This window comes from Pseudomonas sp. B6(2017), assembly GCF_002112765.1.
Classification (GTDB): domain Bacteria; phylum Pseudomonadota; class Gammaproteobacteria; order Pseudomonadales; family Pseudomonadaceae; genus Aquipseudomonas; species Aquipseudomonas piscis.
Genome location: NZ_NEIQ01000005.1, coordinates 163007 through 178800 on the forward strand (window position 1 = coordinate 163007; position 15794 = coordinate 178800).

14 protein-coding genes are annotated in these 15794 nt (G+C 63.3%); 5 read left to right on the top strand and 9 right to left on the bottom strand.

Annotation, left to right across the window (positions count from 1 at the left end):
- Positions 1 to 66: 66 nt before the first annotated feature.
- The 8 genes from pdxJ to lptF form a co-directional block, all read right to left on the bottom strand.
- Positions 67 to 810, bottom strand: a complete 744-nt coding sequence (gene pdxJ, locus CAG11_RS10215) for a pyridoxine 5'-phosphate synthase (protein ID WP_085596218.1) — start codon at positions 808 to 810, stop codon at positions 67 to 69.
- A 108-nt stretch (positions 811 to 918) separates the two neighbouring features.
- Entirely contained in the window at positions 919 to 1608 is a 690-nt protein-coding gene (gene recO, locus CAG11_RS10220) for a DNA repair protein RecO (protein ID WP_085596219.1), read from the bottom strand.
- 110 nt (positions 1609 to 1718) lie between these two features.
- Entirely contained in the window at positions 1719 to 2621 is a 903-nt protein-coding gene (era, locus tag CAG11_RS10225) for a GTPase Era (protein ID WP_022642471.1), read from the bottom strand.
- Positions 2614 to 3303 carry a ribonuclease III gene (gene rnc, locus CAG11_RS10230; protein ID WP_031320944.1) on the bottom strand — a complete coding sequence of 230 codons (690 nt, stop codon included), beginning with the start codon at positions 3301 to 3303 and terminating at the stop codon, positions 2614 to 2616. The genes era and rnc overlap by 8 nt, the downstream gene beginning before the upstream one ends.
- Positions 3304 to 3508: 205 nt before the next feature.
- On the bottom strand, positions 3509 to 4363 hold the full coding sequence (gene lepB, locus CAG11_RS10235) for a signal peptidase I (RefSeq protein ID WP_016967828.1): 855 nt from the start codon (positions 4361 to 4363) through the stop codon (positions 3509 to 3511).
- Between the two features lie 5 nt (positions 4364 to 4368).
- Positions 4369 to 6168 (bottom strand): translation elongation factor 4, encoded by a 1800-nt coding sequence (gene lepA / locus CAG11_RS10240; RefSeq protein WP_053134309.1) that lies wholly within the window; start codon positions 6166 to 6168, stop codon positions 4369 to 4371.
- 166 nt (positions 6169 to 6334) lie between these two features.
- Positions 6335 to 7396 (bottom strand): LPS export ABC transporter permease LptG, encoded by a 1062-nt coding sequence (gene lptG, locus CAG11_RS10245; protein WP_085596220.1) that lies wholly within the window; start codon positions 7394 to 7396, stop codon positions 6335 to 6337.
- Positions 7389 to 8507, bottom strand: coding sequence for an LPS export ABC transporter permease LptF (lptF, locus tag CAG11_RS10250; protein ID WP_085596221.1), 1119 nt, complete (start codon positions 8505 to 8507; stop codon positions 7389 to 7391). The genes lptG and lptF overlap by 8 nt, the downstream gene beginning before the upstream one ends.
- 314 nt (positions 8508 to 8821) lie before the next feature.
- On the opposite strand from lptF, the gene CAG11_RS10255 reads away from it, so the two are divergent.
- The 5 genes from CAG11_RS10255 to rlmF all read left to right on the top strand — a co-directional run bounded on the left by CAG11_RS10255 (position 8822) and on the right by rlmF (position 15414).
- Positions 8822 to 10312, top strand: a complete 1491-nt coding sequence (locus CAG11_RS10255; protein WP_085596222.1) for a leucyl aminopeptidase — start codon at positions 8822 to 8824, stop codon at positions 10310 to 10312.
- 59 nt (positions 10313 to 10371) lie between these two features.
- Positions 10372 to 10800 carry a DNA polymerase III subunit chi gene (locus CAG11_RS10260; RefSeq protein WP_085596223.1) on the top strand — a complete coding sequence of 143 codons (429 nt, stop codon included), beginning with the start codon at positions 10372 to 10374 and terminating at the stop codon, positions 10798 to 10800.
- A 7-nt stretch (positions 10801 to 10807) separates the two neighbouring features.
- Entirely contained in the window at positions 10808 to 11266 is a 459-nt protein-coding gene (locus CAG11_RS10265; protein ID WP_085596224.1) for a DNA polymerase III subunit chi, read from the top strand.
- A gap of 119 nt (positions 11267 to 11385) precedes the next feature.
- Positions 11386 to 14232, top strand: coding sequence for a valine--tRNA ligase (locus CAG11_RS10270; protein ID WP_085596225.1), 2847 nt, complete (start codon positions 11386 to 11388; stop codon positions 14230 to 14232).
- Positions 14233 to 14388: 156 nt separating this feature from the next.
- Positions 14389 to 15414, top strand: a complete 1026-nt coding sequence (gene rlmF / locus CAG11_RS10275) for a 23S rRNA (adenine(1618)-N(6))-methyltransferase RlmF (RefSeq protein WP_085596226.1) — start codon at positions 14389 to 14391, stop codon at positions 15412 to 15414.
- Positions 15415 to 15507: 93 nt separating this feature from the next.
- On the opposite strand, the gene CAG11_RS10280 is transcribed toward rlmF, so the two are convergent.
- The gene (locus CAG11_RS10280; RefSeq protein WP_022642462.1) at positions 15508 to 15789 is read right to left on the bottom strand and encodes an HU family DNA-binding protein; all 282 of its coding nucleotides are present in this window, start codon (positions 15787 to 15789) and stop codon (positions 15508 to 15510) included.
- Positions 15790 to 15794: the final 5 nt, after the last annotated feature.

The following is a 15794-nucleotide window of genomic DNA, read 5'->3' on the forward strand; positions in this document are numbered from 1 at the left end:
AGGCTGCGGCGATCGCTTGATCACGCCAGGTCTTGAGACCTTGCCGCAGCCTGCCGCAGCGCCTGGTCAGCCCTTGGCCGCCGCCAGGATCAGCGCCTTCATTTCCGCGACAGCCCCCTTGAAACCGACGAACAGCGCATGGGCCACCAGGGCATGGCCGATGTTCAGCTCGTTGATCCCCTTGATTGCCGCCACGGCCTCGACGTTGTGGTAATGCAGGCCATGGCCGGCATTGACGATCAGGCCCTGGGCCAGGCCCACCGCCACGCCGTCGACGATGCGTTGCAGCTCTTGCGCCACTTCGGCCGGGGTCTGGGCATCGGCGTAGCGCCCGGTGTGCAGTTCGATGGCCGGCGCGCCGACCCGCTTGGCGGCCTCGATCTGGCGCTCGTCGGCGTCGATGAACAGCGAGACCTCGGAGCCGATTTTCGACAGGCGCTGCACTGCAGCCTTGATCCGCTCCTCTTGCCCCGCGACATCCAGGCCGCCCTCGGTGGTCAGCTCCTGGCGGGTTTCCGGGACCAGGCAGATATGCGCCGGACGGATGCGCTCGGCGAAGGCCATCATTTCCTCGGTGACGCCCATTTCGAAGTTCATGCGGGTCTGCAGCACGTCCTTGAGCAGCAGCACATCGCGCTCCTGGATATGCCGGCGATCTTCACGCAGGTGCACGGTAATGCCGTCGGCGCCCGCCTCTTCCGCATCCAGCGCAGCCTTGACCGGGTCGGGATAACGCGTGCCCCGGGCCTGGCGCAGGGTGGCAACGTGGTCGATGTTCACGCCAAGAAGAATGCGATTGCTGGTGGTCACGAAAGCGCTCCTGAATAAATGAAGATTCGGCGCACAGCATACGGGCAGAACGGGGTTGGTTGCCATTTACCGATGCACCTTGGCATCGACCCGGCAAGCGCGGCGGACTCAAGGCTTGCGAAACAGCTCGCGACTGACCAGTGGCCGGCCACCCAGGTGAACAGCCAGGGCCTGGCGCATCAAGCGCTTGGCCGCCGACAAGGCGCCGGGCGCGCTCCAGTCGGCTTCGGCCATGGCCAGGAGCTCGGCGCCGTTGAACAAGCCCGGCTGCAGCAGGAACACCTGCTCCAGGCCGGCATCCACTTGCAGGCGATACAGGCCGTCGGCGGCGATGGAAGCGCCATGGATATCCTGATCAAGGGCGAAGCCGTAACCCAGATCGTCCAGCAAGCGCCATTCGAAGGCTCGCAGCAAAGGCTCCAGGGGACGGCCGGCGGCCAGGGCCAGCAAGGTCGCGGCGTAGTGATCGAACACCGCCGGATGGGGATCTTCCGCCGGCAACAGGCGGATCAGCAGCTCGTTCAGGTAAAGCCCGCTGAACAGCGCCTCGCCATTGAGCCAGGCAGCGACGCCGGCGCTTTCCATGCGCCCGACATTCTTCAGCTCGCCCCTACCACGAAACTCAACTTCCAGGGGCACGAAGGGGCGCGCGAGCGTACCGGCCTTGCCCCGAGCATTGCGCAACACCGCCCGCAGGCGCCCCTGGGGTGTGAGGAAGTCCACCAGGGCGCTGCTCTCGCGATAGGCACGGCTATGCAGGACATAGGCGAGTTGGCCGACAGGGGCGTTGCTGGACATGGTTGCGAGGAGTCTCAGGAAATAGAGAGGGAACCGGGTCCGAAAGGAGTATCGAAACTGTTCGTTGGCGAGTCGACTCCTGCCCGGAGCCGACTCGTCGGCACGAGGCTTTAAAGGTCGCCGTAGCCCAGCGAGCGCAGGGCGCGCTCGTCGTCGGACCAGCCGCCCTTGACCTTGACCCAGAGGTTGAGCATGACCTTGGAGTCGAACAGCAGCTCCATGTCCTTGCGCGCTTCCATGCCGATGCGCTTGATCCGCTCACCCTTGTCGCCAATGATGATTTTCTTCTGGCCGTCACGCTCGACGAGGATCAGGGCATGGATGTGCAGGGTCTTGCCCTGCTGCTTGAACTCTTCGATTTCCACGGTGATCTGGTACGGCAGCTCGGCGCCCAACTGGCGCATGATCTTCTCGCGTACCAGTTCGGCGGCAAGGAAACGGCTGCTGCGATCGGTGATCTGGTCTTCCGGGAAGAAGTGCTCGTTCTCCGGCAAGTGCTTGGCGATCAAGCCTTCCAGGGCATCCAGGTTATGCCCCTGCTGGGCCGATACCGGGACGATCTCGGCATTGGGCAACTGCTCCTGCAACCAGGTCAGGTGCGGCATCAGCTCGGCCTTGTCCTCGATGCGGTCGGTCTTGTTGATCGCCAGGATCACCGGGCCCTGCACGAACTGGACGCGTTCCAGGACCAGTTGGTCCTCGTCGGTCCACTTGGTGCGGTCGACCACGAAGATCACCACGTCCACGTCTTTCAAGGCTGCCGAGGCAGTCTTGTTCATGTAGCGGTTCAGCGCCTTCTCGTTGCTCTTGTGCATGCCGGGGGTGTCGACGTAGATCGCCTGCACGTCGCCCTCGGTCTTGATCCCGAGCATGTTGTGGCGGGTGGTCTGCGGCTTGCGCGAGGTGATCGCCAGCTTCTGGCCGAGGATGTGGTTGAGCAGCGTCGACTTGCCCACGTTGGGGCGGCCGACGATGGCGACATAGCCACAGCGTGTTGCAGTTGAATCAGTCATGGCCATTCTCCACGCCCAGGGCAATCAGTGCTGCGGCGGCCGCTACCTGTTCGGCAATGCGACGGCTCACGCCCTGGCCCCGGCTTTTTTCATTCAAGAGGGTGACTTCGCATTCCACGAAGAAGGTCCGGCAATGGGGTTCGCCCTGGATATCCACCACTTCGTAGCGTGGCAGTTCACAGGCCCGGGACTGGAGGAACTCCTGCAGCCTTGTCTTGGGATCCTTGTTGGTGTCCACCAGGGTCAGGCTGTCGAATTCCGAGGCCAGCCAGGACAGCACGCGGTCACGGGCGGTCTCCATGCCGGCGTCCAGGTAGATCGCGCCGATCAGGGCTTCCAGGGCGTCGGCGAGGATCGACTCGCGACGGAAACCACCGCTCTTCAGTTCGCCGGAGCCCAAGCGCAGGTACTCACCCAGGTCGAAGCCGCGGGCCAGTACCGCCAGGGTCTCGCCCTTGACCAGGCGTGCGCGCAGGCGCGACAGCTGGCCTTCACGAGCCTGGGGAAAACGCTCGAACAGCGCCTCGCCAGCCACGAAGTTGAGGATCGCATCACCCAGGAACTCCAGGCGCTCGTTGTTGCGTCCGGCAAAGCTGCGGTGAGTGAGGGCCAGGAGCATCAGCTCCTGGTCCTTGAAGGAATAACCGAGCTGGCGCTCGAGACGACTCAAAGAAACGCTCACGATCTACCCACACTGGTTTCGTCACCGAAACTCGCCATCCTATGGGCCGCGCACGAGGTGCGGGTGGCAATTAACGCTGTGTTCAAATCCACATCCTGAATATCGTTGATTGCATGCCCCTGGCCACGCACCACCCGGGGGACGGGTGGTTTTATACAAGAGCCAGAAAAGCATTCGGCGCTGTATTCAACAGCGCCGTGGGTGATTACTTGATCAGGCCAACCCGCGAGAAATTCGGCAGGTGGCTGAGTTTCGGTTCGGGCCAGCTCATCCAGACTGCAAAGGCCTTGCCGACGATATTCTTGTCGGGAACCATGCCCAGCAGGTCCTTGGGAATGCTCGGGTCATCCCAGTAGCGACTGTCGTTGGAGTTGTCGCGGTTGTCGCCCATCATGAAGTAGTGCCCGGCGGGAACTACCCAACGACCGTCCGGGGTAGCCCGATAACGACTCATTTCCTTGCGGATCAGGTGCTCGGCGGCGCCGAGTTTTTCCTTGTACAGTTCCGCGCTGCCCAGGGTTCCTGGCTCGGCCCCTACCAGTTGCTCCGCCACCGGCTGGCCGTTGACGAACAGGTGCTTGTCGCTGGTGTAGCGCACCTCGTCGCCCGGCAGGCCGACCACACGCTTGATGTAGTTGACGTTCGGATCGCTCGGGTAGCGGAACACCATCACATCGCCGCGCTGCGGGTCACCGACCTCGATGACCTTCTTGTCGATCACCGGCAGGCGAATGCCGTAGGAGAACTTGTTCACCAGGATGAAGTCGCCCACATCCAGGGTCGGCTTCATCGAGCCCGATGGAATCTGGAACGGTTCCACCAGGAACGAACGCAGCACCAGGACGATGAACAGCACCGGGAAGAACGACTTGCCGTATTCAACCAGCAGCGGTTCCTTGTTCAGCTTCTCGACCACCAGGCCATCCGGCTGGCTGACGCTGCCCTGATAGTTGGCGATGGCAGCGCGGCGACGCGGAGCCAGGAACACCAGGTCGAGCAACGCCAGGAAACCGCATACGAAGACAGCGATGACCAGCAACAGCGGGAAATTTAGTGACATAGGACCTAACTATCCAACCTGAGCACAGCAAGGAAGGCATCCTGTGGAATCTCCACGTTACCCACTTGCTTCATGCGTTTCTTACCGGCCTTCTGCTTTTCCAACAGCTTGCGCTTACGGCTTACGTCACCGCCGTAGCATTTGGCCAGTACGTTCTTTCTGAGGGCCTTGACGGTTGTCCGCGCGATGATCTGACCGCCGATGGCGGCCTGGATTGCCACGTCGAACATCTGCCGAGGAATCAGTTCTTTCATCTTCTCGGTCAACGCACGCCCTTTGTAGTGGGCATTGTCGCGGTGCACGATCAGGGCCAGGGCATCGACCCGGTCACCGTTGATCAGCACGTCCAGCTTCACCAGATTAGCCGACTGGTAGCGGTCGAAGTGGTAATCCAGCGAGGCGTAGCCACGGCTGGTGGATTTCAAGCGGTCGAAGAAGTCCAGTACCACCTCGTTCATCGGCAGGTCGTAGGTCACCTGGACCTGCGAACCGAGGAACAGCATGTCGCGCTGTACGCCGCGCTTTTCGATGCACAGGGTTATGACGTTGCCCAGGTGTTCCTGGGGCACAAGGATATTGGCCCGCACGATCGGCTCGCGCATGTCCTCGATGGAGGACAGGTCCGGAAGCTTGGACGGGTTATCGACGTAGATGGTTTCACCGGTCTTGAGCAGCAGCTCGAAGATTACCGTCGGCGCGGTGGTGATCAGGTCCAGGTCGTATTCGCGCTCCAGGCGCTCCTGGATGATCTCCATGTGCAGCATGCCGAGGAACCCGCAACGGAAGCCGAAGCCCAGGGCGTCGGAGCTTTCCGGGGTGTACTGCAGCGAGGAGTCGTTCAGGGTGAGCTTCTGCAGGGCTTCGCGGAAGTCCTCGAAATCGTCGGAGCTGACCGGGAACAGGCCGGCATAGACCTGCGGCTGGATACGCTTGAAGCCTGGCAGCACTTCCACGTCGGGCGTGGAGCTCAGGGTCAGGGTATCGCCCACCGGCGCACCATGGATGTCCTTGATGCCGGCGATGATGAAACCCACTTCACCGGCCTTGAGGTCCGCGGTAGCGGTGTGTTTCGGGTTGAAGACACCGACGCTGTCCACCAGGTGGATCTTGCCGGTGGACTTGACCAGGATCTTGTCGCCCTTCTTCACCCGGCCATGGCGCACGCGCACCAGGGACACGACGCCCAGGTAGTTGTCGAACCAGGAGTCGATGATCAGCGCTTGCAGCGGGTCTTCGATATTGCCGGTCGGTGCCGGGATGGTGGTCACCAGGCGCTCGAGCACTTCATCCACGCCCAGGCCGGTCTTGGCGCTGCAGGTCACGGCGTCGGCGGCATCGATGCCGATGATCTTCTCGATTTCTTCCTTGACCCGCTCCGGCTCGGCCTGGGGCAGATCGATCTTGTTCAGTACCGGCATGACCTCCAGGCCCTGCTCGATGGCGGTGTAGCAGTTGGCGACCGACTGGGCCTCGACGCCCTGGCCGGCATCCACCACCAGCAGCGCGCCTTCGCAGGCCGCCAGGGAACGGCTGACTTCATAGGTGAAGTCCACGTGGCCCGGGGTGTCGATGAAGTTCAGCTGGTAGGTCACGCCATCGCGTGCCTTGTAGTAGAGGGTGACGCTGTGGGCCTTGATGGTGATCCCGCGCTCACGCTCGAGGTCCATGGAGTCCAGGACCTGGGCTTCCATTTCGCGATCGGCCAGGCCGCCGCACATCTGGATGAAGCGATCGGCCAGGGTCGACTTGCCATGGTCAATGTGGGCGATGATGGAGAAATTGCGGATATGACTCAAATCACTCACGGATGAACACTCAAAAAGGCTGCAGGCAGGGCCCGCCGAAAAATAGCCGGGAATTGTACCTGATACTCGACACAAGCGTCACGCTCACCGGTCAGCGTCCGGCAAATGCAAAAACGCCCCGGCTTGCAGGCCGGGGCGTCGCACCAAAACGAGGCAAAAAGCCGCGTCAACCGGCCCGGCGCAGCATCCAGAACCCGGCGACCGCGCAGATCCCGGCCGGAACCAGCACCGCGAACAGCGGCGAGAACCCGAACACCAGGCTCGAAGGCCCCAGCAGGTCCTGGGCGATGCGGAACACGAAGCCCACCAGCACGCCGGTGAACACGCGCTGCCCCAGGGTCACCGAGCGCAGCGGACCGAAGATGAAGGAAATCGCCATCAGCACCAGGGCCGCAGTCACCAGCGGCTGCAGGATCTTGACCCAGAACGCCAGCCAGTAGCGACCATTGTTCAGCCCCTGGTCAGCCAGGTAGTGGATGTAGCCCCACAGGCCGCTGATGGACAGGGATTCCGGCGCCATCACCACGGTACTCAGCAGCTGCGGGCTCAAGGCCACATCCCAGCGCTCCTCGGGAACATTGATGACCTCGGTATGCCCCTCACGGAAATAGGTGGTGGTGACCTCGGTCAGCTGCCAGTAGTTCTCGTGGAAACGGGCCTGGCGAGCGAAGCTCGAGGACAGCATGTGGCGCTGATCGTCGAAATGATAGCGAGTCACCCCATACAACAGGCCGTTGGGTTGCACAGCGTTGATATGGATGAACTCGTCGCCCTGGCGGTGCCACAGGCCATGCTTGGAGCTCTGGGCATCCCCGGAACCCTGGGCCAGGGCACGAGCGGCCTGGGCCTGGGTTTCGGTGGCAGGCGCCACGTACTCGCCCACCAGCAGGCCAGCCAGCATCAGTAGCAGCATCGGCTTCATCACCGCCCAGACGATCCGACCGACGGATACGCCCGCGGCACGCATGATGGTCAGCTCACTGTTGCTGGCCAGGGCGCCGAGACCGATCAGGCAGCCGATCAGCGCGGCCATCGGCAGCATTTCATAGACCCGGCGCGGGGCGGTGAGCACCACGTAGCTCATCACGTCCATCACGGTGTAGGTATCGCTGATGCTGCCCGTCTCATCGATGAAGGCGAACAGCGAGGCCAGCCCGAGGATGATCCCCAGGACCGCGAGAATCGCCATGAACACACTGCTACCGATGTAGCGATCGAGCTTAACCACGAGCCATCTCCTTCATGCTGCGACGACTCGCCATTTTCAAACGCAACGGTTCCCAATACATCAGTCCCAGGCCGATCACCAGGAACAGTACATGAACCCACCACAAGCCCAGGGCCGGCGAGATCTTGCCTTTCTCCAGGGCGCCGCGCACGGAAATCAGGATGGTCAGGTACGCCATGTACAAGAGGATCGCCGGGATCAGCTTGAGGAAGCGGCCCTGGCGCGGGTTGACCCGGGACAGCGGCACCGCCATCAGGGTCACGATGAACACCAGCAGCGGCAGGGACAGGCGCCACTGCAGCTCGGCGCGGGCCCGCAGGTCGTCCTTGCCGATCAACTCGGAAGTCGGCATGGCGTCACGATCAGTGACCTCCTCGCTGATATCCGGGCGCTGCAGCAGTACGCCATAGGTGTCGTACTTGATCACCCGGTAGTTGGCCTCGCCCGGGTTGCCGTCATAGCGATAGCCGTTCTCCAGGATCAGGTAGCGGTTGCCGTCGGGCCGGATGTCCTGGTGCCCCTTCTCGGCCACCAGCACGGAAATGCCCTGGTCCTTCTTTTCCTGGTTCAGGCGCTTCTCGGAAATGAACACGCCGCCCAACTGGGTGCGGTCGTCCGACAACTGCTCGGTATAGGTCACCCGGCTACCGTCGTTGAGGGCCTGGAAACGCCCGGCCACCAGGGTGTCGAACTCGGTCAGGGCATCCTGCTTGTTCAGCAGCAACTGGAACTGGTTGGCCCCCTGCGGAGCCAGGCTCAGGCTCAACCAGGCCACCAGCAAGGCCACCAGGGCCGCCGGGATCATGGTCAGGCCCAGCAGGCGCTGCTGGCTCATGCCGGTAGCCGAGAGCACGGTCATCTCGCTTTCGAGATAGAGCCGGCCATAGGCCAGGAGAATGCCCAGGAACAATCCCAGGGGCAGGATCAGTTGCAGGAAACCCGGCAGGCGAAAGCCCATGATCAGGAACAGCGAGCCCGGATCCAGGGCGCCCGAGGCAGCCTGTGCGAGGAACTTGACGAAGCGCCCGCTCATGATGATGACCAGCAGCACCGCGCTCACGGCACTGAGGGTCAGCAGGACTTCGCGGGAAAGATAACGAAAGACGATCAAACCAGACACTCCAGGGTTGTCAGGCTAAGGCGGCCGAACAAGCAAACGATCGAGCCGGCCCCAGGATGCAGGGCCGCCGAAAAAGGATGGCGCATTATCCTGTGAATGCATGCGCCTGTCACGGCGGATGCTCACCCGACGCGGCAAAGCGGCGAACTTGGGCCAAACGAGGGTTGTCAGCCGCAAGCGCCGAGGTTCAAACTGGCGGCTTTGTCGTCGGCAGCACGCGACGCCTTCTTCTATATAGCTAAATAGCTAAGCCCCGCGCTGGAGTCTTTCCCGCGCGCTTTGACCATTCATTCAGGGACCCGGACATGGAACTGGTTGTAAAAAGCGTTAGCCCGGAAACGTTGAAGACCGCCACCCTGGTGGTCGCCGTCGGCGAAGGCCGCAAACTCGGCAACGTCGCCAAGCAACTCGACGAACTCAGCGGCGGCGCCATCAGCGCCGTACTCAAGCGCGGCGACCTGGCCGGCAAGATCGGCCAGAGCCTGCTGCTGCACGGCGTGGCCAAGCTCAAGGCCGAGCGCCTGCTGCTGGTGGGCATCGGCAAGGATGACGAACTGGGCGACCGTCCGTTCCGCAAGATCGTCAGCGGCGTGCTGGGCACCCTCAAGGGCCTGGGCGGCGCCGATGCGGTGCTGGCCCTGGACGAGGTGGCGGTCAAGGGCCGCGACAGCTACGGCAAGACCCGCCTGCTGGCCGAGACCCTGCTGGACGGCGGCTACGTCTTCGATCGCTACAAGAGCCAGAAGGCCGAAGCCCGTCCACTGAAGAAGATCACCCTGCTGACCATCAAGGCCGCCCAGGCTGAAGTGGAACGCGCTGCGACCCACGCCCAGGCCATCGCCAGTGGCATGGCATTCACCCGCGACCTGGGCAACCTGCCGCCGAACATCTGCCACCCAAGCTTCCTCGGCGAACAAGCCAAGGCCCTGGGCAAGGAGTTCAAGGGGCTGAAGGTCGAGGTCCTTGACGAGAAGAAGATCAAGGAACTGGGCATGGGCTCGTTCTATGCCGTGGGCCAGGGCAGCGAGCAGCCGCCACGGCTGATCGTCATGCAGTACAACGGCGGCAAGAAGTCCGACAAGCCGTTCGCCCTGGTGGGCAAGGGCATCACTTTCGATACCGGCGGCATCAGCCTCAAGCCGGGTGCCGGCATGGACGAGATGAAGTACGACATGGGCGGCGCCGCCAGCGTCTTCGGCACCCTGCGTGCAGTGCTCGAACTCAAGCTGCCGATCAACCTGGTGTGCATCCTGGCCTGCGCCGAGAACATGCCTAGCGGCGGCGCCTCGCGTCCTGGCGACATCGTCACTACCATGAGCGGCCAGACCGTGGAGATCCTCAACACCGACGCCGAAGGCCGCCTGGTGCTGTGCGATGCCCTGACCTACGCCGAACGCTTCAAGCCCCAGGCGGTGATCGACATCGCCACCCTGACCGGTGCTTGCGTGGTGGCCCTGGGCGCCCACACCTCGGGCCTGCTGGGCAACAACGACGAACTGATCGGCCAGTTGCTCAGCGCCGGCCAGCAAGCCGACGACCGTGCCTGGCAACTGCCGCTGTTCGACGAGTACCAGGAGCAACTGGACAGCCCGTTCGCCGACATCGCCAACATCGGCGGTCCGAAGGCCGGCACCATCACCGCGGCCTGCTTCCTGTCGCGCTTCACCAAGAACATGAACTGGGCCCACCTGGACATCGCCGGTACCGCCTGGACCAGCGGCGGCAAGGACAAAGGCGCCACCGGTCGCCCGGTGCCCCTGCTGACCCAATACCTGCTGGACCGCGCCAAGGCCTGAAAACCATGACCGTGGGGGGCCAGGCATGAGCGCCGCGCCCCCTCGGCTCAGGAACCCCGATGACCAAAGTCGACTTCTATATTCTCCCCAGCGCGGACCCGGCGGCCCGCCTGGACTTCGCCTGCAAGCTCACCGACAAGGCCTGGCGCATGGGCCACCGCATCTACCTGCATTGCAGCGATGCTGCCCAGCGCGACGAACTCGATGCCCGGCTATGGAGCTTCAAGGGCGAGACCTTCGTCCCCCACGGCCCCGCGGAGAGCGAGCCCGAAGGCCAGATCGTCCTGGGCCTGGGCCAGGAGCCCGGCGAGCATGCCGACCTGCTGGTGAACCTGGACCTCAAGGTCCCGACCTTCGCCCCGCGTTTTGCCCGGATAGCCGAGGTAGTGGTGGAAGAACCCACTATTCGTCAGGCCGCCCGCGAGAGTTTCCGTTTCTATCGCGAACAGGGCTATTCTCTGCAAGATCACCGCTTACAACGACTCTGAGCATCCGATGGACACTCCCAACCCACGCCCCAAGTCCGCACACCTGCTGGACGACCTCGAGTCGATCCGCCAACTGCTCGGTGACGAGAACCTGCAACCGCCGCTGCTGACCGAAACCGTCACCGGCGAAGGCCAGATCCCACTGCTGTTCGATATGGTGGGCAACCAGCAGCCCGCAGCGACGCCAGTGGAACCCACGGCACCAACCAAGCCCCAGGTACAGGCCGCCAGCTCCGAACCGGCTCCAGCCCCGGCCCCAAAACCGACCGCCAGCGCCAAGCCAGCCCCCGCCGACAGCAATGCCGATGCCCTGCTGCACCTGGACAGCGAACTGCGCGCTGCCGCCCAGCTGATCATGCAAGACGTGATCGACGACTTCGCCCCGCACATCGAGACCGAGATCAAGCGCCGCCTCGATGCCCGCCTGGAGCGCCTGCTCGCGGCAGCCACCAGCGGCAAGCCGTAAGCCACGAATCAAAGCCGGGCCTGGCCATCTTGTCGCTTGTCGCTTATGGCTTGCAGCTGCCCCCCTCCGCTATACTTCCCGGCTTTTCCTGAATAAATGCCAATAGGGTCCCGCCGCGCATGGATAAGACCTACCAGCCGCACGCCATTGAAACTTCCTGGTACCAGACCTGGGAGTCCGAGAACTACTTCGCCCCGCAAGGCGCGGGCGACTCCTACACCATCATGATCCCGCCGCCGAACGTCACCGGCAGCCTGCACATGGGCCACGGCTTCAACAACGCGATCATGGACGCCCTGATCCGTTTCCGCCGCATGCAGGGTCGCAATACCCTGTGGCAGCCCGGTACCGACCACGCCGGTATCGCCACCCAGATGCTGGTGGAGCGCCAGATCGAAGCCCAGGGCCAGAATCGCCACGACCTGGGCCGGGAGAAGTTCCTGGAGAAGGTCTGGGAATGGAAGGATCAATCCGGTGGCAACATCAGCCGCCAGATCCGCCGCCTGGGTTCTTCCGTGGACTGGAGCCGCGAACGCTTCACCATGGACGACGGCCTCTCGGAAGCCGTGAAGGAAGCCTTCGTGCGCCTGCATGAAGACGGCCTGATCTACCGCGGCAAGCGCCTGGTCAACTGGGATACCAAGTTGCACACCGCGATCTCCGACCTCGAAGTGGAAAACCACGACGAGAAGGGTTTCCTGTGGAACCTGAAGTACCCGCTGGCCGACGGCGCCAAGACCGCCGAAGGCAACGACTACCTGATCGTCGCCACCACCCGCCCGGAAACCATGCTGGGCGACGCCGCCGTCGCGGTGAACCCGACCGACGAGCGCTACCAGGCCCTGATCGGCAAGTTCGTCGAGCTGCCGCTGGTTGGCCGGCGCATCCCGATCATCGCCGACGATTACTGCGACCCTGAATTCGGCACCGGTTGCGTGAAGATCACCCCGGCCCACGACTTCAACGACTACGACGTCGGCAAGCGCCACAACCTGCCGCTGCTGAACATCTTCGACAAAAACGCCAGCGTCCTGCCGGCCTGCCAGGTATTCAACCTGGACGGCAGCCTGAACGACAGCATCGACGGCAAGATCCCGGCCGAATACGTGGGCCTGGACCGCTTCGAGGCGCGCAAGCAGATCGTCGCCGCCTTCGACGCCGCCGGCCTGCTGGTCAGCGTCGACGACCACGCCCTGAAAGTGCCGAAGGGCGACCGCTCCGGCACCGTCATCGAGCCCTGGCTGACCGACCAGTGGTACGTCTCCACCAAGCCGCTGGCAGAACCTGCCATCGCTGCCGTGGAAGATGGCCGCATCCAGTTCGTGCCCAAGCAGTACGAAAACATGTACTTCTCCTGGATGCGCGATATCCAGGACTGGTGCATCAGCCGCCAGCTGTGGTGGGGCCATCGCATCCCGGCCTGGTACGACGAGTCGGGCAAGGTCTACGTCGGCCGCAGCGAGGCCGAAGTACGGGCCAAGCACAACCTCGGCGCGGACATCGCCCTGCAGCAGGACAACGACGTCCTCGACACCTGGTTCAGTTCGGGCCTGTGGACCTTCTCCACCCTGGGCTGGCCGGAGCAGACCGAATTTCTCAAGACCTTCCACCCCACCGATGTGCTGGTGACCGGTTTCGACATCATTTTCTTCTGGGTCGCCCGGATGATCATGCTCACCATGCACCTGGTGAAGAACGAGGACGGTACGCCGCAGGTTCCGTTCAAGACCGTCTACGTGCACGGCCTGGTCCGCGACGGCCAGGGCCAGAAGATGTCCAAGTCCAAGGGCAACGTCCTTGACCCGCTGGATATCATCGACGGCATCGACCTCGAGACCCTGGTGCAAAAACGCACCACCGGCCTGATGCAGCCCAAGCTGCAGAAAGCCATCGAGAAGCAGACCCGCGCCGAGTTCGCCGACGGCATCGCCAGCTACGGCACCGACGCCCTGCGCTTCACCTTCTGCTCCCTGGCCACCACCGGTCGCGACATCAAGTTCGACATGGGTCGCGTCGAGGGTTACCGCAACTTCTGCAACAAGATCTGGAACGCCGCGCGCTACGTGCTGGACAAAGGCGAAGACTGTGGCCAGAACGGCGAGGCTTACGAGCTGTCCCTGGCCGATCGCTGGATCATCTCGCAGCTGCAGCGCACCGAAGCCGAAGTCACTCGCCAACTCGACCAGTTCCGCTTCGACCTGGCCGCCCAGGCGCTGTACGAGTTCATCTGGAACCAGTACTGCGACTGGTACCTGGAACTGTCCAAGCCTGTACTGTGGGATGAGAACGCTCCGGTCGAGCGCCAGCGCGGCACCCGTCGGACCCTGGTGCGCGTGCTGGAAGTGGCCCTGCGCCTGGCCCATCCGTTCATGCCGTTCATCACCGAGGAAATCTGGCAGCGCCTGGCGCCGCTGGCAGGCAGCACTGGCAAGACCATCATGCTGCAACCATGGCCGGTGGCCGTCGAGGCACGCATCGACCAGGCGGCCGAGGACGACATCGAATGGCTCAAGGGCCTGATGCTCGGCACCCGTAACATCCGTGCCGAGATGAACATCGGCCCGGGCAAGCCCCTGGCACTGTTCCTGAAGAACGCCAGCGCCGAAGACCAGCGCCGCCTGGCCGAGAACGAGGCCCTGCTGAAGAAGCTGGCCAAGCTCGAGTCCATCACCGTGCTGGGCGCCGGCGACGAAGCACCGCTGTCGGCCACCGCCCTGGTCGGCGAGATGGAAGTGCTGGTGCCGATGGCCGGCCTGATCGACAAAGGTGCGGAACTGGCTCGCCTGGACAAGGAAATCCAGCGCCTGCAAGGCGAAGTGCAGCGTGTGGGCGGCAAGCTGTCCAACGCCTCCTTCGTCGACAAGGCCCCTGCCGAGGTGATCGAGAAGGAACGCGCCAAGCTGGCCGAGGCCGAGCAGGCCCTGGGCAAGCTGGCCGAGCAGCACGCACGGATCTCCAGCCTGTAACGGCGACCAGCGCGACGTGAAGAAGGGAGGCCCACAGGGCCTCCCTTTTTTTATGGCGTTTGTCCGCTCCTCTCTTGTCGCTCACCGCTTGAAACTTGCCGCTGCTGTTGTGGGACAATGCCCGCCAATTTGAGCCAGCCCCGAATTCATTCCGCCATGACCGCCCCCAACACCCCCAAGCCGCCGCGCAAGAAGCCCAAGCCCGCCACTGCAACCAAGGTCGCCGCCCCCCGGGAAAAAGCCAGCCTGCACCCGCGCAACCGCCACCAGGGGCGCTACGACTTCCCGCAACTGATCAAGGGCACCCCGGAACTGGGCCAGTTCGTGATCCTCAACCCCTACGGCAAGGAAAGCATCGACTTCGCCGACCCCGCCGCCGTGCGCGTGTTCAACCGCGCCCTGCTCAAGGCCTTCTACGGCATCGCCCATTGGGACATTCCAGCGGACTTCCTCTGCCCGCCGGTGCCCGGCCGCGCCGACTACGTGCACTTTCTCGCCGACCTGCTGGCCAGTCACAACCAGGGCGAGATTCCCCGGGGCGCCGCCGTACGGGCGCTGGATATCGGCGTCGGCGCCAACTGCATCTATCCACTGATCGGCTACAGCGACTACCGCTGGCACTTCCTCGGCTCGGACATCGACAGCACCGCCCTGGCGGCGGCCAAGACCATCGTCCAGGCCAATGGCTTGAGCAAGGCCATCAGCCTGCGCCAGCAAGGCAACCCGAAGCAGATCCTCGACGGCTTGCTCGACAGCAACGAGCGCTTCGACCTGACCCTGTGCAACCCGCCCTTCCACTCCTCCCTCGAAGAGGCCACCCGGGGCAGCCAGCGTAAATGGCGCGCCCTGGGCAAGGCCGACCCCAAGCGCAAGCTGCCCGTGCTGAACTTTGGCGGCCAGGCCCGGGAGCTGTGGTGCGAAGGTGGCGAGATCGGTTTCGTCAGCCAGCTGATCAGCGAAAGCGCCGCGCTCGGCCAGCAAGTGCTGTGGTTCAGCACCCTGGTGTCGAAGGCATCGAACCTGCCGGCGATCGACAGCGCCCTGCGCAAGGCCGGGGTCCTGGAAAGCCGGGTAGTGGAAATGTCCCAGGGGCAGAAACAGAGCCGCTTCGTGGCCTGGACCTTCAAGGACAAGGCACAGCAACAGGCCTGGAGTCAGGAGCGCTGGGCAGGGAAGAACTGAGTAGGCGGGGGATTCAGCGACGATTCACCTTGCGTGAACCGTTATCACACAAACCGTGCCCGGAAGACTCTGAGCACGGTTTCACTGCAGGTATTACTTGTTGATAGCGTCGGTCAGGCCTTTGGCCACAACCAGCTTGATCACTTTCTTGGCAGCGATTTCGATGGCAGCGCCAGTCGATGGGTTACGGCCAGTACGGGCAGGACGCTCGGTCACTTTCAGTTTGCCGATGCCTGGCAGAGTGATTTCGCCGCCATTTTCCAATTGATCAGCAACGATCTGGGCCAGTTGATCCAGGGCGTTACGCGCGGTGGTTTTCGGCGCGTCGATAGCTTCAGCGATATCGGCGATCAGTTGGTCTTTAGTAATAGCCATTATGG